Source organism: Nocardia sp. NBC_01327 (assembly GCF_035958815.1).
Classification (GTDB): domain Bacteria; phylum Actinomycetota; class Actinomycetes; order Mycobacteriales; family Mycobacteriaceae; genus Nocardia.
Window position 1 is genome coordinate 5,287,031 of record NZ_CP108383.1, and the last position, 23,048, is coordinate 5,310,078.

21 protein-coding genes are annotated in these 23,048 nt (G+C 65.7%); 4 read left to right on the top strand and 17 right to left on the bottom strand.

Annotation, left to right across the window (positions count from 1 at the left end):
- Positions 1-38 precede the first annotated feature (38 nt).
- From nuoN to OG326_RS24485, 14 genes are all read right to left on the bottom strand, one after another.
- The gene (nuoN, locus tag OG326_RS24415) at positions 39-1,655 is read right to left on the bottom strand and encodes an NADH-quinone oxidoreductase subunit NuoN (protein ID WP_327139447.1); all 1,617 of its coding nucleotides are present in this window, start codon (positions 1,653-1,655) and stop codon (positions 39-41) included.
- Complete coding sequence (locus OG326_RS24420; RefSeq protein WP_327139448.1) at positions 1,652-3,268, bottom strand: NADH-quinone oxidoreductase subunit M; 1,617 nt, start codon at positions 3,266-3,268, stop codon at positions 1,652-1,654. The genes nuoN and OG326_RS24420 overlap by 4 nt, the downstream gene beginning before the upstream one ends.
- Positions 3,265-5,136 (bottom strand): NADH-quinone oxidoreductase subunit L, encoded by a 1,872-nt coding sequence (gene nuoL, locus OG326_RS24425; protein ID WP_327146566.1) that lies wholly within the window; start codon positions 5,134-5,136, stop codon positions 3,265-3,267. Before nuoL ends, OG326_RS24420 begins: the two co-directional genes overlap by 4 nt.
- Before the next feature lie 19 nt (positions 5,137-5,155).
- On the bottom strand, positions 5,156-5,455 hold the full coding sequence (gene nuoK, locus OG326_RS24430) for an NADH-quinone oxidoreductase subunit NuoK (protein WP_297617092.1): 300 nt from the start codon (positions 5,453-5,455) through the stop codon (positions 5,156-5,158).
- The gene (locus tag OG326_RS24435) at positions 5,452-6,270 is read right to left on the bottom strand and encodes an NADH-quinone oxidoreductase subunit J (RefSeq protein WP_327139449.1); all 819 of its coding nucleotides are present in this window, start codon (positions 6,268-6,270) and stop codon (positions 5,452-5,454) included. The genes nuoK and OG326_RS24435 overlap by 4 nt, the downstream gene beginning before the upstream one ends.
- Positions 6,267-8,045 carry an NADH-quinone oxidoreductase subunit NuoH gene (gene nuoH, locus OG326_RS24445; RefSeq protein ID WP_442790822.1) on the bottom strand — a complete coding sequence of 593 codons (1,779 nt, stop codon included), beginning with the start codon at positions 8,043-8,045 and terminating at the stop codon, positions 6,267-6,269. Before nuoH ends, OG326_RS24435 begins: the two co-directional genes overlap by 4 nt.
- Complete coding sequence (locus OG326_RS24450; RefSeq protein ID WP_327139450.1) at positions 8,038-10,503, bottom strand: NADH-quinone oxidoreductase subunit G; 2,466 nt, start codon at positions 10,501-10,503, stop codon at positions 8,038-8,040. Before OG326_RS24450 ends, nuoH begins: the two co-directional genes overlap by 8 nt.
- Entirely contained in the window at positions 10,500-11,816 is a 1,317-nt protein-coding gene (gene nuoF / locus OG326_RS24455; RefSeq protein ID WP_327139451.1) for an NADH-quinone oxidoreductase subunit NuoF, read from the bottom strand. Before nuoF ends, OG326_RS24450 begins: the two co-directional genes overlap by 4 nt.
- Positions 11,813-12,508, bottom strand: a complete 696-nt coding sequence (gene nuoE, locus OG326_RS24460; protein ID WP_327139452.1) for an NADH-quinone oxidoreductase subunit NuoE — start codon at positions 12,506-12,508, stop codon at positions 11,813-11,815. The genes nuoF and nuoE overlap by 4 nt, the downstream gene beginning before the upstream one ends.
- Positions 12,505-13,854, bottom strand: a complete 1,350-nt coding sequence (nuoD, locus tag OG326_RS24465; protein WP_327139453.1) for an NADH dehydrogenase (quinone) subunit D — start codon at positions 13,852-13,854, stop codon at positions 12,505-12,507. The genes nuoE and nuoD overlap by 4 nt, the downstream gene beginning before the upstream one ends.
- Positions 13,854-14,648 (bottom strand): NADH-quinone oxidoreductase subunit C, encoded by a 795-nt coding sequence (locus tag OG326_RS24470; protein WP_327139454.1) that lies wholly within the window; start codon positions 14,646-14,648, stop codon positions 13,854-13,856. The genes nuoD and OG326_RS24470 overlap by 1 nt, the downstream gene beginning before the upstream one ends.
- Positions 14,645-15,199: a NuoB/complex I 20 kDa subunit family protein gene (locus OG326_RS24475; RefSeq protein WP_327139455.1), complete on the bottom strand. Its 555-nt coding sequence runs from the start codon at positions 15,197-15,199 to the stop codon at positions 14,645-14,647. The genes OG326_RS24470 and OG326_RS24475 overlap by 4 nt, the downstream gene beginning before the upstream one ends.
- 73 nt (positions 15,200-15,272) lie before the next feature.
- Positions 15,273-15,653 (bottom strand): NADH-quinone oxidoreductase subunit A, encoded by a 381-nt coding sequence (locus OG326_RS24480; RefSeq protein WP_327139456.1) that lies wholly within the window; start codon positions 15,651-15,653, stop codon positions 15,273-15,275.
- A 266-nt stretch (positions 15,654-15,919) separates the two neighbouring features.
- Positions 15,920-16,330: an Rv3143 family two-component system response regulator gene (locus tag OG326_RS24485; protein WP_442790823.1), complete on the bottom strand. Its 411-nt coding sequence runs from the start codon at positions 16,328-16,330 to the stop codon at positions 15,920-15,922.
- A 222-nt stretch (positions 16,331-16,552) separates the two neighbouring features.
- On the opposite strand from OG326_RS24485, the gene OG326_RS24490 reads away from it, so the two are divergent.
- Positions 16,553-17,926: a dihydrolipoyl dehydrogenase family protein gene (locus OG326_RS24490; protein WP_327139457.1), complete on the top strand. Its 1,374-nt coding sequence runs from the start codon at positions 16,553-16,555 to the stop codon at positions 17,924-17,926.
- An 88-nt stretch (positions 17,927-18,014) separates the two neighbouring features.
- A complete protein-coding gene (locus OG326_RS24495; RefSeq protein WP_327139458.1) occupies positions 18,015-18,443 on the top strand; it encodes a CBS domain-containing protein in 429 nt (142 codons plus the stop codon).
- A 122-nt stretch (positions 18,444-18,565) separates the two neighbouring features.
- On the opposite strand, the gene OG326_RS24500 is transcribed toward OG326_RS24495, so the two are convergent.
- Positions 18,566-19,132, bottom strand: coding sequence for a winged helix-turn-helix transcriptional regulator (locus OG326_RS24500; RefSeq protein ID WP_327139459.1), 567 nt, complete (start codon positions 19,130-19,132; stop codon positions 18,566-18,568).
- Between the two features lie 93 nt (positions 19,133-19,225).
- Between OG326_RS24500 and OG326_RS24505 the strand changes: the two genes are divergently transcribed.
- The gene (locus tag OG326_RS24505) at positions 19,226-20,437 is read left to right on the top strand and encodes a pyridoxal phosphate-dependent aminotransferase (RefSeq protein ID WP_327139460.1); all 1,212 of its coding nucleotides are present in this window, start codon (positions 19,226-19,228) and stop codon (positions 20,435-20,437) included.
- A gap of 109 nt (positions 20,438-20,546) precedes the next feature.
- The gene (locus tag OG326_RS24510; protein WP_327139461.1) at positions 20,547-21,005 is read left to right on the top strand and encodes a VOC family protein; all 459 of its coding nucleotides are present in this window, start codon (positions 20,547-20,549) and stop codon (positions 21,003-21,005) included.
- Between the two features lie 80 nt (positions 21,006-21,085).
- On the opposite strand, the gene OG326_RS24515 is transcribed toward OG326_RS24510, so the two are convergent.
- Both OG326_RS24515 and OG326_RS24520 read right to left on the bottom strand, forming a co-directional pair.
- Positions 21,086-21,634, bottom strand: coding sequence for a DUF4352 domain-containing protein (locus tag OG326_RS24515; protein ID WP_327139462.1), 549 nt, complete (start codon positions 21,632-21,634; stop codon positions 21,086-21,088).
- Positions 21,635-21,874: 240 nt separating this feature from the next.
- Positions 21,875-23,014 carry an MFS transporter gene (locus tag OG326_RS24520; RefSeq protein WP_327139463.1) on the bottom strand — a complete coding sequence of 380 codons (1,140 nt, stop codon included), beginning with the start codon at positions 23,012-23,014 and terminating at the stop codon, positions 21,875-21,877.
- Positions 23,015-23,048 lie beyond the last annotated feature (34 nt).

The following is a 23,048-nucleotide window of genomic DNA, read 5'->3' on the forward strand; positions in this document are numbered from 1 at the left end:
CCGCCACATCGTGGCGGGCCTTTGCTCGTTCGGGCAGATCAGTGTGCGAAAGTGGCCGCGTTCTTGGCGAGGTCCAGCAGGGGTTGCGGGAAGATGCCGAGGACCAGGGTCGATGCCGCGGTCAGGGCGACCACCGTGGTGGTGAGGGTGGGGGAGACGACCGTGGCCGAGGTGGTCGGCGCGTCGGTGAAGAACATCAGGACGATGACGCGGATGTAGAAAAAGGCCGCGATGGCGCTGCTGATGACACCGACGATGACCAGGGTCGCGGCCTCGCCGGAGGAAGCGGCTTCGAAGACCGCGAACTTGGCGATGAAGCCGCTGGTGAGCGGGATTCCGGCAAAGGAAAGCAGGAACAGCGAGAAGATGGATGCGAGCCAGGGGGAGCGGCGTCCCATTCCCGCCCAGGCCGAGAGAGCCGTTGCCTCGTCACCGTTCTCATCGCGCACCAGGCTCACCACGGCGAAAGCGCCGAGGGTTCCGAGTCCGTAGACCGCGAGGTAGAACAGCACCGAGGAGACGCCCGCCGTATTGGCGGCGACCAGGGCCGTGAGAATGAAGCCGGCGTGCGCCACCGACGAATACGCGAGCATGCGCTTCATATCCGTCTGCGTGACGGCGAAGACCGCGCCGACCACCATGGTGGCAATGGCGATGGCCGCCAGCACCGGCCGCCAGTCGTTGCGCAGTCCCGGCACCGCCACGTAGAGCACCCGCAGCATGGCGCCCACAGCCGCGATCTTGGTTGCGGCAGCCATGAATCCGGTGATCGGAGTCGGCGCGCCCTGGTACACATCGGGCACCCAGGACTGGAACGGCACCGCACCGATCTTGAAGAGCAGCCCGACGGCCAGCATGCCGACGCCCAGTACCGCCAGGGTGTGCGAGGAGCTGGTGTCGCGGGCCACCGCATCAGCGATCCCGGAGAGCCGCACGGTTCCGGCGTAGCCGTAGAGCAATGCCATTCCGTAGAGGAAGAACGCCGACGAGAACGCACCCAGCAGGAAGTACTTCAATGCCGCTTCCTGCGACAGCAATCGCTGCCGGCGAGCGAGCCCGCACAGCAGATACAGCGGCAGCGACAGCACCTCCAGCGCCACGAACATGGTCAGCAGGTCATTGGATGCCGGGAAGAGCATGAGCCCGGCCACCGCGAACAGCGTGAGCGGGAAGACCTCGGTGGTGGCGACTCCCGCTCGGGTAGCGGCGATTTCGTCCGAACTGCCCGGCATGGACGCCGCCTGCGGAGCGAAAGCGTCCACCCCGCGCGAGGCGGTGAGGCTCCAGGTGCCCGGCCCCTCCTTGCGCACCGGCTGGCGATCGGACCGGCGCTCGGCAATGAACAGCAGCCCGAGAATCGAGACGACCAGGATGGTGCCCTGCAAATACAGCGTCACACCGTCGATGGCGACCGCCCCGACCACCGCGGTCTCATTGGTGCCGCACAGCCCGATCACCGCGCCGAGCGCGACACCCATGCCGCCGAGTCCGAGGATCAGTTGGATCAGGTACCGGGATTGCCTGGGCGCGAACGCCTCCACCAGTACACCCGCGACCGCGACGCCGAATACGATGAGCATCGGGGCGAGATCGCGATATTCGATACTCGGCGCGGGAACGGACGCGGTGGCGAGGATCAAGGGTGTAGCACTCACTTGTGAGCACCTCCGCTAGGTGTCTGTGCGGCTTCGGGTTTCACGGCCGGCGCCGGATCATGCTGTCCGATGGTGTCGAGCGTGCGTGCCACCGCCGGATCGATGCGGTCCAGAACGGGTTTCGGGTACGCGCCGAGGAACAGCAGCGCCGCGATGAGGGGAACGACCACCACCATTTCCCGGGGGAGCAGATCGTAGAGCCGCTCATTGCCCTCCTTGACCGGCCCGGTCATCATTCGCTGGTACATCCACAGCACATACAGCGCCGCGAGCACCAGGGCGCTGGCCGCGAAGATCGCCGCCACCGGGTACCGCGTGAATGTGCCGATCAGCACCAGGAATTCGCTGATGAACGGTGCGAGTCCCGGCATCGACAGTGTCGCCAGACCGGAGATGAAGAAGGTTCCCGCCAGAATCGGCGCGACCTTCTGCACCCCGCCGTACGCGGCAATGAGGCGACTTCCCCTGCGCGACACCAGGAATCCGGCGATCAGGAACAGCGCCGCAGTGGAGATGCCGTGATTGACCATGTACAGCGTCGCCCCGGTGCCGCCCTGCGTGGTGAGCGCGAAGATCCCGAGGATGATGAAGCCGAAGTGCGAGATCGAGGTGTAGGCGATCAGTCGCATGACATCGGTCTGCCCGATGGCCAGTAGCGCCCCGTAGATGATGCCGATCACCGCGAGCACACTGATGAACGGCGCGTAAGTGGCTGTGGCGGAGGGGAACAGCAGCAGGCAGTAGCGCAGCATGCCGAACGTCCCGACCTTGTCGACCACCGCCATCATGAGCACCGCACTGGACGGAGTCGCGGCCACGGCCGCATCCGGCAACCAGGTGTGCAACGGCCACAGCGGCGCTTTCACCGCGAACGCGAACATGAATCCGAGGAACAGTGCGTTCAGCACCGCGGGCGTCGCACCCAGCTGCCCGGAGTTGGCGGCATGCATCACGACCCGGAAATCGAACGTCCCGGCCCCGTGCAACCCGAGCTTCTCCCGCGCGGTCAGCACGTACAGCCCGATGACCGCCGCCAGCATGATGAGCCCGCCGAACAGGTTGTACAGCAGGAACTTCACCGCCGCCCGCGACCGCTGCGCCCGCATGCCCGGATCCCCGCTGCGCGGCCCGAACCCTCCGATGAGGAAGTACATCGGAATGAGCATGACCTCGAAGAACACGTAGAACAGTAGAATGTCCAAGGCGGTGAAGGAGATCAGCACCATGGCTTCCACCACGAGCATGAGCGCCACGTAGTAGTGCGCTACCCGTGGACCGTTGCCGACCTCCCGCTCGTCCTGCCAGCCGGCGAGAATGAGCAGCGGCGCCAGTCCCGCGGTGAGCAGGATCAGCACCAGGGCGATGCCGTCGATGCCGAGCGTGTATCCGGCCCCGAAGGCCGGAATCCACTCCCGCGATTCGACGAATTGATACTGCGCCCCACCGGTTTTGAACTGCGTGGCCAGCCAGATGGCGATCCCGAGCGTGCCCAGCGATACCAGCAGCGCGAAGATTCGCGCCCCGCTGCGCCAGGCGGCCGGGAAGAACAGTACGAGCGCGGCCCCCACCATGGGCACCGCCCACAGCATTGTCAGCCAGGGAAAGTCACTCAAAACAACCTCACCGCCAGCAGGGCGGCGGCCACCAGTGCCGCGCCGGTGAACATGGACAGAGCGTAGGAGCGCACAAAACCGGTCTGCAGCCGCCGGACTCGGCCCGACAGTCCGCCGATCATGGCGGCGGTGGTATTGACCAGGCCGTCGATGCCGCGATTGTCGACGAAGACCAGCGAGCGGGTCAGATGCTGACCGGGCCGCATGAACGCGCCCTCGTTGAACGCGTCGCCGTAGAGATCACGCCGCGCCGCCTGGGTGAGAGCAGTTCCCTCCGGGGCGATTTCGGGAATCGGATGGGCCGCGTACTGGTCGTAGGCCACCCATGCGCCCGCGGCCACCACGGCCAGGGCGAAGAAGGTGATGGCCCACACCGGGATGATCGGCTCACCGTGATGCGTGCCGACCACCGGCGCCAGCCAATTCTGCAGCGAGGAACCGTAGGCCAGCAGCGCGCCGGAGGTGACGGAACCGATGGCCAGCAGGATCATCGGACCGGTCATGGAGGCGGGGGATTCGTGCGGATGCACCCCTTCCTTCCAGCGCTTCTCACCGAAGAAGGTGAGAAGCATGACGCGGGTCATGTAGAACGCGGTGATGCCCGCGCCGGCCAGTGCCGCGAGTCCGGTGATGATGCCGCCGAATCCGCCGTGCGCGAAGGCTGCTTCGATAATCCGGTCCTTGGACCAGAACCCCGCGAAGGGCGGCACTCCGAGGATGGCGAGATAGCCGAGCCCGAAGGTGACGTAGGTGATCGGCAGCAGCTTGCGCAATCCGCCGTACCGCCGCATATCGGTTTCGTCGTCCATGGCGTGCATGACCGACCCCGCACCGAGGAACAGCCCGGCCTTGAAGAACCCGTGTGTCAGCAAATGCATGATGGCCGCGGCGTATCCGACCGGTCCGAGGCCCGCCGCCAGAATCATGTAGCCGATCTGACTCATCGTCGACGCGGCGAGCGCCTTCTTGATGTCGTCCTTGGCGCAGCCGATGATCGCGCCGTAGAGCAGTGTGATCGCACCGACCGCCATGACCGCGGCCTGCGCACCCGGCGCCAGATCGAAGATCGGATTCGAGCGCGCGATCAGATACACACCGGCGGTGACCATGGTGGCCGCGTGGATGAGCGCCGACACCGGGGTCGGGCCCTCCATCGCGTCCCCGAGCCAGGCCTGCAGCGGCACCTGTGCCGACTTACCGCATGCACCGAGCAGCAGCAGAAGCCCGATGGCAGTGAGGGTTCCGCCGCTCGCCTGATGCGCCGCCCCGAACACCGTCCGGAAGTCGATGCTGCCGAAGGTGGCGAACATGATCATGAGCGCGATAGCCAGACCCATATCGCCGACCCGGTTGACCACGAACGCCTTCTTGGCAGCCGTTGCGGCGGAAGGCTTGTGGTACCAGAACCCGATCAGCAGATACGACGCCAGGCCGACGCCTTCCCAGCCGAGGTACAGCACCAGGAAGTTGTCCGCGAGCACCAGCACCAGCATGGCCGCCAGGAACAGATTGAGGTAGGCGAAGAACCGCCGCCGTCCCTCATCGTGTGCCATGTACCCGATCGAATAGATGTGGATCAGCGATCCGACACCGGTGATCAGCAGCGCGAAGCACATCGACAGCTGATCCAATTGCAGTGCGGCATCGACCTTGAACCCGGTGACCGGCACCCAGCTGAACAGGTTGTAGTGCACGGCGCGAGTGGCATTGGAGCGATCGAGCATCTCCGAGAAGGCCCAGATCGCCACACCGAAGGATCCGAGAGCCAGCGCGGTGCCGACCCAGTGTCCCCACCGATCGCTGATTCGTCCCAGCATCAGCAGGAATACGGCGCCGCCGAGGGGCAGCGCCGGCAGCAGCCACAGCATCATCTGTGCGGTAGTCATATCAGTACCGCAGCAGACTGGCGTCGTCGACCGAGGTCGAGCGGCGGGCACGGAAGATGGTCATGATGATGGCCAGGCCGACCACGACCTCGGCGGCCGCGACCACCATGGTGAAGAAGGCGAACACCTGCCCGTCCAGATTGGCGTGCAGCCGGGCGAAGGTGACGAAGGCCAGGTTCACCGCATTGAGCATGAGCTCGATGCACATGAACACCACGATCGCATTGCGCCGCACCAGCACTCCGGCCGCGCCGATGGTGAAGAGCAGGGCGGAGAGATACAGATAGTTGTCCGGGTTCACCGCAAGCCTTCCTCTGATGAGTCGTCCCCGCTGCCACTGCCGACCGTGCGCACCACCGCTTCCTCGTGGGCGCGGTTGCGGCGATGCCGCAGAATGGAACTGACCGAGAGCTCCTCGAAGGAGCCGTCCGGCAGTCGCGCCGGTGCGTCGACGGCATTGTGGCGGGCGTACACGCCGGGCGTCGGCAGCGGTGTGACCCGCCTGCCGTCCCGGAACCGCTGTTTGGACAGTTCGCGCTGATCGGTGCGCGGGCCGAACTTCTCCCGGTGCGCGAGCACCATGGCGCCGATGGTGGCGGTGATGAGCAGTGCGCCGGTCAGTTCGAACGCCCAGACGTAGCGCACGAAGATGAGTTCGGCGAGCGCCCCGATGGCGTCCTTACCGCCCAGCCCCGGGCCGATGGCGGCGACGCTGGTGGACTTCATACCGCGCGCGAGCGCGGCGATGATCAGCATGCCGAACCCGACACCGACGACGATCACCGCAATTCGCTGGCCCCGCAACGTCTCTCGCAGCGATTCCTGCGAGTCCACGCCGACCAGCATCAGTACGAACAGGAACAGCATCATGACCGCGCCGGTGTAGACGACGATCTGCACAATGCCCAGGAACAGCGCGTTCTCGGCGATATAGAAGGCCGAGAGCGTGATCATGGTGGCCGCCAGGCACAGTGCCGAATGCACGGCCTTGCGTGCGCACACCATGCCCAGCGCGCCGACCACCGCGATGACGGCCAGAATCCAGAACTGCACGGCCTCGCCGGTGGAGGTGTGGGTGATCACCTGCTGCGCCGGTTGGGCGTAGAGGGTATTCATCGCTTGACCCCTCCTTCGACTCCCGCGAGTTCGACTGCCGCACCGGGGACTTCACCGCGGTAGTAGGTGCCCTCGTCCGCGCCCGGGTACATGGCGTGCGGCGCGGGCTGCATGCCCGCCAGCATGGGCGCGAGCAGATCCCGCTTCTCGAGGATGAGATCGGCGCGATTGTCGTCGGCCATCTCGTACTCGTTGGTCATGGTCAGCGCCCGGGTCGGGCAGGCCTCGATGCACAGGCCGCAGCCGATGCAGCGCAGGTAGTTGATCTGATAGACCTGGCCGTAGCGCTCACCGGGTGAGAAGCGCTCCTCCTCGGTATTGTCCGCGCCCTCCACATAGATGGCGTCGGCCGGGCAGGCCCAGGCGCACAGCTCGCAGCCGATGCACTTCTCCAGCCCGTCCGGATGCCGATTGAGCTGGTGCCGCCCGTGATAGCGCGGCGCCGTCGGCGTCTTGACCTCCGGGTACATCTCGGTGTTCGGCTTCTTGAACATGGTGGCGGCGGTGACGTAGAACCCGCCGAGCGGTTCCAGCAGACCGGATTTCGGCGTCGAGGCCATCGGCTCGGCCGGCATGGGCGGCACCGGGAAGTCCGAATACATCCGGGTCGCATCGGCATCCGGTGCGGCCTTGGAGCGATCGTCGCCCGCATGCCCGGCGCGCAGCACCATGCCGATCATCACCGCGGCGACCACCAGGCCGCCGATGACCATGCCCGGCGTCTGGACGTGAATGCCGTTGTTCTGCAGCGCGCGCAGCGTCGCCACGAACATGACCCAGGCCAGCGAGATCGGAATCAGCATCTTCCAGCCGAGATTCATGAACTGGTCGTAGCGCAGTCGCGGCAGCGTGCCGCGCAACCAGATGAATACGAACAGGAACGTCCACACCTTGGCGACGAACCAAATCATCGGCCACCAGCCGTGATTGGCGCCCGCCCACAGGCTGATCGGGAACGGTGCGTGCCAGCCGCCGAAGAACAGCGTGGTGGCCAGCGCGGAAACCGTTGCCATATTGATGTACTCGGCCATCATGAACATGGCGAACTTCAGCGAGGAGTACTCGGTGTGGAAACCGCCGACCAGCTCGCCCTCGGCCTCGGGCAGATCGAAGGGCGCGCGGTTGGTCTCACCGACCATGGACACCGCGTAGATGAGGAACGACGGCAGCAGCAGGAAGACGTACCAGGTGCCGAACTGCGCGCGCACGATATCGGAGGTGGCCATACTGCCCGAGAGCAGGAAGACCGCCGCGAAGCACAGCGCCATGGCGATCTCGTAGGAGATGACCTGCGCGGTGGAGCGCAGCCCGCCCAGCAGCGGGTAGGTGGAGCCGGAAGACCAGCCCGCCAGCACGATTCCGTACACGCCCACCGAGGCCATGGCCAGCACGTAGAGCACACCCACCGGCATATCCGTCAGCTGCAGCGGCGTGCGGTGCCCGAACATGGAGACCTCGGGCCCGAACGGAATCACCGCGAACGCCATCACGGCCGGAATCAGCGAAATGATCGGCGCCAGAATGAAAATGGGCTTGTCCACGATGGTCGGGATGATGTCCTCTTTGAGGAGCATCTTCACGCCGTCGGCAATGGACTGCAGGCTGCCGCGCGGCCCGACCCGGTTGGGGCCGACGCGCATCTGCATGAACGCCACGATCTTGCGCTCCGCGTACACCGCCAGCATCGGGATGAGCAGCAGGAAGACGAAGATGCCGACGGATTTGATCAGCACCAGCCACCACGGATCGTGGCCGAACATACTCAGATCACTCACGGTGGTCCTCCCGACGGATGCGCACGAGGTGGCCTGGCGTGGTGCCGAGCTGCACCAGCACATCGGCCCCCGGGGAATTCATGGGCAGCCATACGACCCGGTCCGGCATCTCGGTGATGACCAGGGGCAGGGTGATATGACCGTGATCGTTGCCGACCGTCACCGGATCGCCTGTGGTGGCGCCGATTTCGGCGGCGGTATCGTGCGAGAGCCGCACCACCGGCGGGCGGGCGGTGCCGGCCAGATTGGGTTCGCCGTCCTGCAGGCGGCCGCGGTCGATGAGCATGCGCCAGGCAGCGAGCACAGCGGTGCCCGAGACCGCCTGTGCGAGCGGTTGCGGCGGCAGCGCCGGAGTGGCGGCGGCCGGGCCGTCCCACACCCCCATATCCGCCAATTCGGCTCGGGCGCTTGCCACATCGGGCAGCCCGAGGCGCACGCCCATCTCCTGGGCGATGGCATCGAGGACACGGTGTTCCGGCATGGGCGCGGATTCCCGGCGCACAGTCGAATCACGCAGTGCCGCATCGAATTGCCGGTGCCGGCCCTCCCAGGTGAGGAAGGTGCCCGCCTTCTCCATGGCCGAGGCCACCGGGAAGACGACATCGGCGCGCTCGCTGATATCGCTGCCCCGAAGTTCCAGGCTCACCACAAAACTCGCGGCATCGATGGCGGTGAGCGCGGCATGCGGATCGGGCATATCGCCGACCTCCACGCCGCCGATGAGCAGTGCGCCCAGCGTCGGTGCGGCGGCGAGAATGGCGGCGGTATCGCGGCCTGGAGCAGTCGGCAGCTCTCCGACACCCCAGGCATTGCGAACCTGTTGGCGTGCAACAGGATCAGCGACCGGTCGGCCGCCCGGCAGTAGCACCGGCAGCGCACCCGCCTCGAGCGCACCGCGTTCACCGGCACGCCGCGGAATCCAGGCCAGCCCGGCCCCGGTCTCATCGGCCAGGCGCGCGGCCGCCGACAACCCGCCGGGGATACCCCCGAGCCGCTCGCCGACGATGATGAGCGCATCGGGCTCGCGCAGCATTGTGGCGACGTGCTGCAGATGGCCGGGAGCGATGGCGACAGCGGCGGAATCACCCGTGCGGATGGCCTCCAGGAGGTATGCCTCCGCACCGGGCGAGGTCGGCAGCAGGGTGCCGTTCATGCGCTGCAACCCGCGCGTGGTGAACGGCGCGAGCGAGTAGATCTCGGTGCCGCGCTTGCGTGCGGCCTTGCGCAGCCGCAGATAGATCATCGGCGACTCTTCTTCGGCCTCGAACCCGGCGAACAGCACGATCGGCGCCCGCTCCAGCGCCGCGTAGTCGACGGTGATGCCCTGCCCGGCAATGCGGGCGGCGAGGAAGTCGGCCTCCTCCGCGGAGTGCTCGCGGGCGCGGAAGTCGATGTCATTGGTATCGAGGGCGACTCGCGCGAACTTGGAGTACGCGTAGGCGTCCTCCATGGTCACGCGACCGCCCACCAGCACACCGGCATTGCCGTGCGCGGCGGCGAGCCCGCGGGCGGCGGCCGTAATGGCCTCCGACCACGAGGCGGGCTGCAGCGTTCCGTCCCAGGTGCGCACCAGCGGGGTGGTGAGCCGATCCCGCTCGGTGGCGTACTGGAATGCGAATCGTCCCTTATCGCAGTTCCATTCCTCATTGACCTGCGGATCGTCACCGGCGAGGCGGCGCATGACCTTGCCGCGGCGGTGATCGGTGCGCTGCGCACATCCGGAAGCGCAGTGTTCGCACACGGCCGGACTGGACACCAGATCGAAGGGTCGCGCCCGGAATCGGTAGGTGCTGCCGGTGAGCGCGCCCACCGGGCAGATCTGCACGGTATTGCCGGAGAAGTAGGAGTCCATCGGCTCCCCGGCGGCAATGCCGACCTGCTGCAGCGCACCACGATCCATCAGCTCGATGAATGGATCACCGGCCACCTGCTGCGAGAAGCGGGTGCAGCGGGCGCAGAGCACGCAGCGTTCCCGATCCAGCAGAATCGCCGAGGACAGCGGAATCGGCTTGGGGTAGGTGCGCTTCTCACCGTCGAACCGCGATTCGGCGCGACCGGAGGACATGGCCTGGTTCTGCAGCGGGCATTCGCCGCCCTTATCGCACACCGGGCAGTCCAGCGGGTGATTGATGAGCAGCAGCTCCATCACCCCCTCCTGCGCCTTGGCGGCGGCGGGGGAGGACAGCTGGGTGCGAATGACCATGCCTTCGCTGACCGTCTGCGTACAGGAGGCGACCGGCTTGCGCTGCCCCTCCACATCAACCAGGCACTGGCGGCAGGCGCCGACCGGGTCGAGCAGCGGATGATCGCAGAAGCGCGGGATCTGAATGCCCACGAGCTCCGCGGCGCGGATCACCAGGGTCCCGACGGGCACGGAAACCGTTGTGCCGTCGATGATTACGCTGACCATATCGGTGGGCGTCACATCGCTGGTATTGGAGTTGACTGTCTGTGTCATCGCGCTCCTTCAGCCCAGACGGTGGACCGGGCCGGGTCGAACGGGCACGCACCGAGGCGCAGATGCTCGACGTACTCGTCGCGGAAGTACTTGAGGGAGGAGAAGATCGGGCTGGCCGCACCGTCACCGAGCGCGCAGAAGGATTTGCCGTTGACGTTGTCGGCAATGTCCAGCAGCTTGTCGAGGTCGGTTTCGTCGCCCTGCCCCTTCTCCAGCCGTTCCAGCAGCTGGACCAGCCAGTACGTGCCCTCGCGGCACGGTGTGCACTTACCGCAGGATTCGTGGGCGTAGAACTCGGTCCAGCGCAGCACGGCGCGCACCACGCAGGTGGTGTCGTCGAAGATCTGCAAGGCCTTGGTGCCGAGCATGGATCCGGCGGCGGTCACACCCTCGTAGTCGAGCGCGACGTCGAGGTGCTCCGCGGTGAAGATCGGAGTGGAGGAACCGCCCGGGGTCCAGAACTTCAGGGTGTGCCCCGCGCGGACGCCGCCCGCGTGTTTCAGCAACTCCCGCAGGGTGATTCCGAGGGGCGCTTCATATTGCCCCGGTCGCGTCACGTGACCGGAGAGCGAGTACAGCGTGAAGCCCGGCGACTTTTCGGTGCCGAAGGACCGGAACCACTCCACGCCATTGGCGATGATCGCCGGTACGGAGGCAATGGATTCCACATTGTTGACCACGGTCGGGCAGGCATACAGACCCGCGACGGCCGGGAACGGGGGACGCAGGCGCGGCTGACCGCGACGGCCCTCGAGGGAATCGAGCAGCGCGGTCTCCTCACCGCAGATGTACGCACCGGCGCCCGCGTGCACCACGATCTCCAGGTCGTAGCCGGAGCCCTGGATATTCTGGCCGAGATAGCCTGCGGCATAAGCCTGTTCGACAGCAGCCTGCAGGCGGCGCAGGACCGGCACCACCTCGCCGCGCACGTAGATGAAGGCGTGTGAGGCGCGAATGGCGTACGACGCGATGATCACACCCTCGATCAGGGTGTGCGGGGTCGCCAGCATGAGCGGAATGTCCTTGCAGGTACCCGGTTCCGACTCATCGGCATTGACCACCAGGTAGTGCGGTTTGGTCACGCCGTCGGGGCCCGGACCCTGCGGGATGAAGCCCCACTTCATACCGGTCGGGAAGCCCGCGCCGCCGCGTCCGCGCAGCCCGGAGTCCTTGACGGTGGCGATGACCTCGTCGGGCTGCATGCGCAGCGCCTTCGGGAGCGCGCGGTAGCCGCCCTGCCGGCGGTAGGAGGGCAGCGTCCAGGAATCGGGCTCGGCCCAGTGCTTGGACAGGACCGGGGTCAGTGTCGTCACTTGACGCCTCCATCGGTCGAATCCTGCTCGGCCGCATGCAGTCCCGCGAGCGTGGCCGGACCGGCGACGCCGTCCGTGGCACCCGGGCGCGCATCCGGATAGCCCGCGAGAATGCGCGCGGTCTCCCGGAAATTGCAGAGCGGAATGCCACTGCGCGAACCGGTCACCGGATCACCGCGGCGCAGCGAATCCACCAGTTCCCGTGCCGATTCCGGCGTCTGATTGTCGAGGAACTCCCAATTGACCATGATCACCGGCGCGAAATCGCACGCCGCGTTGCACTCGATGTGCTCGAGGGTGACCGCGCCGTCGGCAGTCGTCTCGCCGTGCCCGATACCCAGATGCTGCTTCAGGTCCGACATGATCTCATCGCCGCCCATGACCGCGCACAGCGTGTTCGTGCACACGCCGACATGGAAATCGCCGGTGCGACTGCGCCGGTACATGGAGTAGAAGGTGGCCACCGCGGTCACCTCGGCATCGGTCAATCCCAGCTGCTCGGCGCAGAATTCGATGCCGGTGCCGGAGACATAGCTCTCCACCGATTGCACCAGATGCAAAAGGGGCAGCAGGGCCGAGCGCGGATGCGGATAGCGCTCGATGATCTCCTTCGCCTCCAATTGCAGGCGGTCGTGCACCTCCTGCGGATACGGAATGGGGCGCACGGTCAGGTTCAGCAGAATCTCTGTCATCGGTCAACCCCGCCCATCACCGGATCGATACTGGCCACAGAGGCGATGACATCGGCGAGCAGACCGCCCTCGCACATTGCCGCCACCGCTTGCAGATTCGTGAACGAGGGGTCGCGGTAGTGCACCCGATACGGGCGGGTGCCGCCGTCGCTCACCATGTGCACGCCCAGCTCACCGCGCGGGGATTCGACCGCCACGTACACCTGGCCGGGCGGAACCCGCATGCCCTCGGTTACCAGTTTGAAGTGGTGGATCAGGGACTCCATGGAGGTGCCCATGATCTTGGAGATGTGCTTGGGGGAGTTGCCGAGACCGTCCGGCCCGAGCTCCAGATCCGCGGGCCAGGCGATCTTCTTGTCCGCCACCATGATCGGGCCCGGTCGCAGCCGGTCCAGGCACTGCTCGACGATCTTGAGCGACTCCTTCATCTCGTTCACCCGGATGAGGTAGCGGCCGTAGCAGTCGCAACCGGTATCGACCATGACATCGAAGTCGTAGGTCTCGTAACCGCAGTACGGCTGCGCCTTGCGCAGATCGTGGGGCAGTCCCGTCGAGCGCAGCACGGGACCGGTGATGCCCAGCGCCATACAGCCGGTCAGGTCCAGAATCCCGACATTGCGGGTGCGGGCCTTCCAGATGGGATTCTCATTGAGGAGAAGTTCCATATCCCGCAGGCGCTTCGGCAGCAGCTGCAGGAGCTCACGCACCTTGGCGACGCCGTCCTCGGGCAGATCCTGGGAGACGCCGCCGGGCCGGATGTAGGCATGGTTCATGCGCAGGCCGGTGATGTTCTCGAACACGTCGAGGATGAGTTCGCGCTCGCGGAATCCGAAGAGCATCGGCGTCAGCGCACCCAGCTCCATACCACCGGTCGCGAGCGCGACCAGATGCGAGGAGATGCGATTGAGCTCCATGAGCATGACGCGAATGACGCTGGCGCGCTCGGGAATATCGTCGGTGATGCCGAGAAGCTTCTCCACGCCCAGGCAGTACGCCGTCTCATTGAAGAACGGCGACAGATAGTCCATCCGGGTGACGAAGGTGACGCCCTGCACCCAGCTGCGATATTCCAGATTCTTCTCGATACCGGTGTGCAGATAGCCGATGCCGCAGCGGGCCTCGGTGACGGTCTCGCCCTCGATCTCGAGAATCAGGCGCAGCACCCCGTGTGTGGAGGGGTGCTGCGGGCCCATATTCACGACAATGCGTTCTTCGGCGGCGCCGTCCAGCGCCGCGGAGATCTCATCCCAGTCATTGCCGCCGACGGTGATCGTGCGCTCCGGGCGCCGTGCGGGCTCCGGATTCGACTGGTCCTGCTGACTTTCGAATACGTCCGTGTCGTTCATTAGTGGTACGCCCTCCGCTCGTCGGGCGGCGGGATGCGCGCACCCTTGTACTCGACCGGGATCCCGCCGAGCGGGTAGTCCTTGCGCTGGGGGTGACCGCGCCAGTCGTCGGGCATCGAAATCCGGGTCAGCGAGGGGTGGCCGTCGAACAGGATGCCGAAGAAGTCGTAGGTCTCGCGCTCGTGCCAATCCGTGGTCGGATAAACGGAATACAGCGAGGGGAGATGCGGATCCGCGTCGGGGACCGAAACCTCCAGGCGCACCCGGCGATTGTGGGTGATGGAGTTCAGGTGGTAGACCGCGTGCAACTCGCGGCCGGTGTCCTCCGGGAAGTGCGCGCCGTTCACGCCGAGGCAGAGCTCGAAACGCAGAGCCTCGCTGTCGCGCAACGTCTTTGCGACCACCGGCAGGTGCGCGCGGTGCACGTGCAGGGTGAGTTCGTCACGGAAGACCACGATCTTCTCGATGACATCCGCGAACGCGATGCCGGCGCCTTCGAGCGCACGGCTCAGCGCCGTCACCAGATCGTCGAAGTAGCCGCCGTACGGGGGCGCGCTGCCACCGGGCAGGCTGACGGTCCGCACCAGCCGGCCGTAACCGGAGGTGTCGCCGGTGCCGGTGACGCCGAACATGCCCTGGCGGGTGCTGATCACCTCATCGGCCGGGGGCTGCCCGGATTCTATTGCGGCAGTCTCGATCTCGTCCGGAGTGGACTCGGCGTCCCGCTCGGACTCGGCGGGTGGCTGCACGGTCGCCTCCTCCGGAGGGCTTTCGGTCGGTGAATCGAAGCTCATCGCAACAGCCCCTTCATCTGAATGGTCGTGGGGCTGGCGAGCGCGGCGGCCTCGGCGGCACGCACGGCTTCCTCGCGATTGACGCCGAGCGGCATTTCCTGAATCTTCTCGTGCAGCTTCAGGATCGCGTTCAACAGCATCTCCGGCCGCGGCGGGCAGCCGGGCAGGTAGATGTCCACCGGCACGACGTGATCGACGCCCTGCACGACGGCATAGTTGTTGAACATGCCGCCCGAGGATGCGCAAACACCCATGGCCAGCACCCATTTGGGTTCGGTCATCTGGTCGTAGACCTGGCGCAGGACGGGGGCCATCTTCTGGCTCACCCGTCCGGCGACGATCATCAAGTCGGCCTGGCGCGGCGAGGCGCGGAACGCCTCCATGCCGAAGCGGGCGATATCGAATCGTCCACCGCCGGTGGCCATCATTTCGATCGCGCAGCATGCCAGGCCGAATGTTGCGGGCCAGAGCGAACTCTTACGCAGATAGCCCGCGAAATCTTCCACCGTGCTCAGCAGGAATCCGCTGGGCAGTTTCTCCTCGAGACCCATGTCTAGCTACATCTCCCGGATCGAAACACCCCGCACAGGGCGGGGTGCAATGTTGGAATCCCCTGTACGCCACTCAGTCCCAGCTGAGTCCGCCTCGCCTCCACTCGTAGGCATAGGCCACCGACACGTTGAAGACGAACAGCGCCATCGCCGCCAGCCCGAACAGGCCGAGCGAATCGAAGTGCACCGCCCACGGGTAAAGGAACACGATCTCGATGTCGAAAATGATGAACAGCATGGCGGTGAGGTAGTACTTCACCGGAAAGCGTTGTCCACCAGTGTTTCCCGGGCCGCCGCCGACAGCGTGCGGCGTAGGCTCGATACCGCACTCGTACGGTTCGAGCTTGGCCCGGTTATTGCGTTTGGGGCCGATCAGGGCCGCCAGAAATACGGAGAACACCCCGAACGCGGCAGCTACCGCGCCGAGGACAAGCGTCGGCACCTCGATATTCACAACAGCACTACCCCTCCTGGTTGCAACCTTGCGCAGGGGCGATGACGCCCCGGACGGCCCGGATTTTCGGAGATCGGGCGTGGCGGCGATTGATACCGTCAGCCAGGCTCGTGTGAGCTAGGGCACAGCCTACAACTCACGCGACAAGATACATGACGTTTCGCGAGGCCGTTTGATTCAATTCGGAACGGTCTTTCATGACCGATTCGACGGAATCGCGAATGTCACGTGACACAGATATCCCCAGGTCGTGGGGAGGGGAGAACTCAGGCCGCGGAACGGTTCCGCAGTACGCCGAGTACGGCGTCGGTCAACCGGATCGGATCCAGCGGATGCGAGACAGCCGCATCGGCCCGCGACCAGTTCGCCAGCCAGGCGTCATCCGGGCGACCGGTGAGCACCACAATCGGCGGGCAATGATCGATTTCATCCTTGAGCTGCTTGGCCAGACCGAGACCACCGGTCGGCGCGGACTCGCCATCGAGGATGGCCAAGTCGAGCCCATGGGCATCCATGTGCTCCAAAACAACAGCGCCGGTGGCCACTTCGACATATTCGATGGGCGGCAGATCCGGATGCGGCCGTCTGCCCAGAGCCAGCATTACCTGGCTCCGAGTATCGGCATCATTGCTGTAGACGAGAACCCGCAGCGCGGCGGGACGCTTGGCATCGACCACGCACCGGATGGTACGGGTTAGCTATGGGTGCCGGTGGCAGGTTCGCCCGAATCCATCCGCGCGTCGGGGCGAACAAGACATCCGGAACAATTCGGCAATTGCCGCGAGTTGTGAAATTTTCGGAACGTGCCGACTCCCATCGGCCTTCGCCCGGTGGTGTCACGCCATGCTGGTTGGGTAGTTCCGTCCGGTGAAAGACCTGTCGAGCAAAGGAAGCGCGCAATGCCTGCTGAAGTCGTGGATGCCGTGGTGGTCGGAATGGGACCGGGCGGTGAGGACGTCGCGACACGGTTGGCTCAGGCCGGATTGACGGTGGTGGGGGTGGAGGGGCGGTTACTCGGCGGCGAATGTCCGTACTACGCGTGCATACCCACGAAGATGATGGTGCGGGCGGCGGGGGTGCTGCAGGAAGCGCGGCGGGTGGACCAGCTCGCGGGCTCGGCGACGGTGACGCCGGAGTGGGCGCCGGTGGCGGCGCGCATTCGTGACGAGGCGACCGATAATTGGGATGACACCGTCGCGGTCGAGCGGTTCGAGAAGGCCGGCGGGAGCTTCGTGCGCGGGTGGGGCCGGATCTCCGCGCCGGGTGAGGTGACGGTGGCGACCGATGCGGGAGAGCGGGTCTTCCGGACAACGCGGATCGTGCTCAATCCGGGTACCGCTCCGGCCGTTCCGCCCCTGCCCGGCCTCACGGGCACGCCCTACTGGACCAACCGCGAGGCCGTCACCACCACCGAGGTCCCGCGCTCGCTGATCGTGCTCGGCGGCGGACCGGTGGGTGCGGAATTCGCGCAGCTCTTCGCGCGCTTCGGCGCGGACGTCACCGTCATCGTGCCGCGCAGGCTGCTGCCGCAGGATGAACCGGAGGCCGGTGACCTGCTGGCGAAGGTCTTTGCGGCCGAAGGGATCACGGTGCGCACCGGTGCACACGCCGCAAGCGTGACGCATGACGGTGCGAACTTCACCGTCGAACTGGACAACGGGCAATCGGTGCGAGCGCAGCAGCTCCTGGTCGCCACCGGTCGTCGAACAGACCTGTCGGCCTTGGGAATCGGCGTGCTGGGCCTGGACGAGACCGCGAAGACCCTCCCTGTCGATGAGCGCATGCGCGCCGCCGACGGCGTCTGGGCCATCGGTGATGTCACTGGTCAAGGGGCCTTCACGCATATGTCGATGTACCAGGCCCGCATCGCCGCGCAGGACATTCTCGGATCCTCCGACGAGACCGCGCAGTATCGAGCCGTCCCGCGCGTGACGTTCACCGACCCGGAGGTCGGTGCGGTCGGCCTCACCGAGGAGCAGGCCCGCGCCGCAGGCCTGACCGTGCGCATCGGGAGCATCGATGTGCCCTCGACCACGCGCGGCTGGATTCACAAGGTGGGCAACGAGGGATTCATCAAACTCATCGAGGATGCCGACCGCGGCGTGCTCGTCGGCGCGACGTCCGTGGGGCCGCAGGGCGGTGAGGTGCTCAGTGCATTGAGTGTCGCCGTCCACGCCGAGGTGCCGACCAGTACGCTGCGCCAGCTGATCTTCGCCTACCCGACCTTCCATCGAGGCATCGAAGCCGCCCTCGATGCACTCGCTGCCGGTTAGGTATCGCCCCTTAATCGTTGCTGTTCACCAGCCCGCAAACGCGCGATCCTGAGAGGCATCGATATCCGAGCAAATGGGCGGTGGACGTATGCGGATTTCGGAGATACTGCGGCGTAAAGGGCCGGGCGTGGTCACGATTGCACCCGATGCCACAGTGCGTGAACTGCTACGAGTGTTGAACGCGCACAATGTCGGCGCGGTGGTGGTGTCGCCGGACGGAGTGCTGATGTCGGGCATCGCCTCCGAGCGCGACATCGTGCGGCGACTGCACAGCAGAGGGGCCGAGTTATTGGAGGCACCGGTGTCGGACATCATGACCGCAGCGGTGCATATCTGCTCACCCGAGGATCAGGTCGAAACACTCAATGCCACGATGACGGAACATCGGATCCGGCATCTTCCGGTGCTCAGCGAGGGGCGCATGGTCGGCATTGTCAGCATCGGCGATGTGGTGAAGAGCCAGATCTCCGAACTGGAAGAGGAGCGCGAACACCTGGTGCGCTACCTGCACGGCTGAGCCCTCGGGCCGCACAGCCTTCACACGGACCGAACAGCGCTCGCTTGTACGGCATGGTTCGGTCGGGACACGTGCTGTGCGGCGGGGAGTCAGCCGCGAGATGCGCTGTGTGGCGCGGGGAGTCAGCGGACGTCGGCGAGGGTGCGTGCGCCGGTGGCCACGTCGGTGGCGGTGGCCAGGTCGAGGTGGAGTTCGAGGTCGGGTGCGGTCGCGGGGCCGTCGTGGTGGGTGATGCCCGCCTCGGTGATGACGTAGTGCAGCGTGGTCTCGCCGATGTGCACGGTGGCGGTGCCGGCCGGGAGCAGTTCGGCCACAGCACGTCCCAGCGGGAGCGCGAACCAGTGCGCGCGGACGGCGTCGGTGGCGCGGCGGTCGCCGAGCAGCTGCGTGCCCCAGATCGAGAGCGCGTCCAGCGCGGGGCGTAATGCGGTGCCTGCCTCAGTGAGTTCGTAGACCGCGGTCGCCGCGCGGGGGCCGACGCGGCGGCGGGTGAGGATGCCGTCGCGTTCCAGATCCTTGAGCCGGGCGGCCAGCACATCGGTGCTGATACCGGGCAGATCGGCGAACAGATCACTGTATCGGCGCGGGCCGGAACACAATTCGCGGACGACCAGCAGGTTCCAGCGGTCGCCGACAATGTCGAGGGCGCGGCTGACGGTGCAGTAGTGGTCGTAGCTTCGGCGTGACACGTCTCCCACTGTAACCTGGAACTTGGAAAAACAAAGTGCAAACTTGGAAATTCCAAGTAGAGTGTGGCTCAACCGCATTCAGAAGGGACGTCCATGCAGGTCAAGCAGTCGAGCAAGCTGGCGGGTGTGTCGTACGAGATCCGCGGACCGGTGGCCGAACACGCGGCCCGGCTCGAGGCCGAGGGCCACCACGTGGTCAAGCTCAATACCGGCAACCCGCTGCCGTTCGGATTCGAAGCACCGGCGGACCTGCTGCAGGACATGATCCGCAATCTGCCGGCGTCCAGCGGGTACTCCTCCTCCAAGGGGCTGCTGTCGGCGCGGCGCGCGGTGGTGCAGTACTACCAGACCCTCGGGGTCGAGGATGTCGACGTCGAAGAGGTCTACCTCGGCAACGGCGTCTCCGAATTGATCATGATGGCCATGACGGCGCTGCTGGAGAACGGCGACGAAGTACTCGTTCCCGCACCGGATTTCCCGCTCTGGACCGCGGCCACCGCGCTCAATGGCGGTAAGCCCGTGCACTACATCTGCGATGAGGGCGCCGACTGGTTCCCGGATGTGGCCGATATCGAATCCAAGGTCACCGACCGCACGCGGGCCATCGTGCTCATCAATCCGAACAATCCCACGGGTGCGGTGTACTCGCCCGAGGTGGTGCGGCAGGTACTCGAGGTCGCGCGGCGGCACAACCTGGTGGTGTTCTCCGACGAGATCTACGACAAGATCCTGTACGACGATCTGAAGCACACGGCGACCGCTTCGCTCGCGCCGGACCTGCTGGTCCTGACCTTCTCCGGGCTGTCGAAGTCCTATCGGGCCGCCGGATTCCGCTCCGGGTGGCTGGTGGTTTCCGGGCCGACGCAGCATGCGCAGAACTATCTCGAAGGCCTGACCATGCTCGCGGGTCTGCGTCTGTGCGCGAATGTGCCTGCGCAGCAAGCTATTCAGGCGGCGCTCGGCGGGCATCAGAGCATTTTCGATCTCACCGCGTCCGGCGGGCGGCTGCACGAGCAGCGTGATCGCGCCTGGGAGGCCCTCAATGCCATTCCCGGCATCTCGTGTGTGAAGCCCAAGGGTGCGCTGTACGCCTTCCCGCGCATCGATCTCGAGATGTACCCGATCCACAATGACGAGCAGTTCGTGCTGGACCTGCTGCTGCAGGAGAAGATCCACATCGTGCAGGGCACGGGCTTCAATTGGCCGCGCCCCGACCACTTCCGCATTGTGACGCTGCCGCACGCCGATGACCTGGAGGCGATCATCGAGCGCATCGGCCGCTTTCTGGCCACCTACCGGCAGTGACGGGCGACGCGAAAAAATATCTCGAGAAATGTCCGGAGATACGTCGAAGTGATGTGATGGGCTCCGACCAGTAGGTGAAAGCAGGTCACCAACTCGTCAGGAGCCCATCATGAGCACCACCGTCACCACCTTCCTCTGGTTCGACACCCAGGCCGAGGAGGCCGCCGAGTTCTACACCTCGCTGGTCCCCGGTTCCCGGATCACCGATATCTCGCGCGGTCCCGATGGCGCGGCCTTCATCGTCTCCCTCGAATTGGCAGGTCACTCCCTGACTCTGCTCAATGGCGGCCCCGCACACCCGCACACCGATGCCGCCTCCATTCAGGCCGTCGTCGACGGCCAGGAAGAGGTCGACCGCCTCTGGGACGCCTTCACCGCCGAGGGCAAGCCCGGCCCCTGCGGCTGGCTCACCGACAAGTACGGCCTGTCCTGGCAGGTGGTTCCCTCCGGCCTCCCGCAACTCATGGGCGGCACCGACCCCGCCCGCAGCGCCGCGGCCTCCACCGCCTTGCGCACCATGTCCAAGATCGACCTGAAAACCCTCCAGGACGCCTACGACAACGCCTGACCCAGCACACCGCATTCGGCCGGCTCGGAATCACCGAGCCGGCCGAATCATGCGGTAGCTATTGCCGAATCATGCCGTAGCTATTTCAGAGCGACGCGGGCACCGCCCGAGAACATCGAATCGTGGAACTCGACGGTGACCGGGACCGTGCCCTTGGGAACATCGAACGGGATGCTCACGGAAATCTTGTTGCCCGGATTGATATCTGCGGTGAGGTCGGTGTTGACCGCAAGCTCAGCCGAGGTGTCATTGCTGTACTGCTTGCCCTGATCGTCGATCAGCTTCTGATTCTCACCGAAGTAGCTCTGCGCCTTGTCCCCGATATTGGTGATGGAGACATGCAGGAGGACGTACTCGCCCTGTGCGGTCTTCCGCAGGATGTCATTGTCGCCGACCGTCGCGACAGGGGGATCGACCGCGGTGACCGCGAAGGCGAACTTGCCGTCCCGCACTTCCGAACCGGCCGCCGCCACCGCCGAGGTCTTGTCGGTGCTCTTCGAAACCTCGTGTGCCGCAGTCCCGACCAGGGCGAAGCACCCGCCGAAGAACAGCACGACCACAGCGAGCAGAATCCAGGGCCAGACCTTCCGCTTCTTTCTGGGCGGCGGGGGATATCCCTGCCCATACATCGGCGGGCCACCTGGAGGTGGAGGTACCGGCTGATTCGGAATGGACATGGGCAACCTTCGATTCACTGTTCGCGCAAGGGCCGACCCTTCCCTTGCGGATGGATCGATCAATGTTGCCAATTATGAACCGGTTTCGCGGAATTGATCGCGGATCGAATTATCGAGAAGGCCGCGGAGCATTTAAAAGGCCTTGCAGGAGAGGATATCCGGACATATCTCCCGTAGGAAACTCCCCGGCATCTAATTATTAGCTGATGCTCGATGGCTGACGCATATTCCCAGGACCAGTAGGGCCGTGATGCCCCCGCACATCAGGACCGCGGAGGGGGAGGTGCGGTCCAGAAGGATGCCGCCGGCCAGGGCGCTCAGGGAGAAGGTTGCCTGGAAGGAGGAGGTGAAGAGGACGGAGGAGACTTCGGCGTGGTGGGGGACGGCGCGGGCGAAGCAGGTTTGCAGGATGACTGGCACGCCGCCGTAGCCGATACCCCAGATGATCAGTAGGGCTGCGGCGCCGAGTTCACCTCGGCCGAGGGTCGGCAGTAGCAGCATGGCGGCTGCCATCGATGCGGCGGCGGAGATCAGGGCGGCACGGGGGTGGCGGGTAATCATGCTGCCGCCGAGGGCATTTCCGGCGATACCTGCGATGCCGTAGATCAATAGGAGGGCGGTGACGCTGCTGACGCCGGTCACCTGCTGCAGGAATGGCGTGATGTAGGTGTAGGTGCCGAATTGTGCGAGGAGGATGAGAAATGTTGTGAGTAAGGCAAATCGGGCGCCGGGGGCGCTCAGGCCTGTACGCAATGTCGTCCAGTCGAGGGCCTGATGAGCGGGGAGAGCGGGCAGGGACAGCATCAGCAGTGCCAGGACCGCGGCCGACAGGATGCCCAGCACCACGAAGGCGGTGCGCCAGCCTGCGATATTGCCGACGAATGTTCCTGCGGGAACGCCGAGTACCGAGCCGAGCGGGACGGCCGCGAAGACGACCGTTGTCGCGCGGGCCGCAGCGGCCGGTGGCACCAGCCGCTGCGCCAATCCCGCTGCGATGGACCAGTAACCGCCGATCGTGATGCCGAGCAGGACACGGGATGCCAGCACCAGCCAGAAATCCGGGGCGAGTGCGGCAATCAGATTGGCCGCCACCAGAAGTAGCGTGCAACCGCACAGCAGCAGCTTGCGATCGATGCGCGCCGCCGCCACGGTGACCACGGGTGCGGCGATCGCGGCGAGCAGTCCGGGCATGGTCATCATGAGTCCGGCCATGCCGTCGGAGACTGCGAAGTCCGAGCCGATCGAGGTCAGCAGCCCGATGGGCAGGATCTCCGTGGTCACGATCGAGAAGATCCCCAGCATCACCGCGACAACGCCGAGCCACCGGATCATTCCGGGTCTGGTTCCGTGAGTGGGCGCAAGAAGT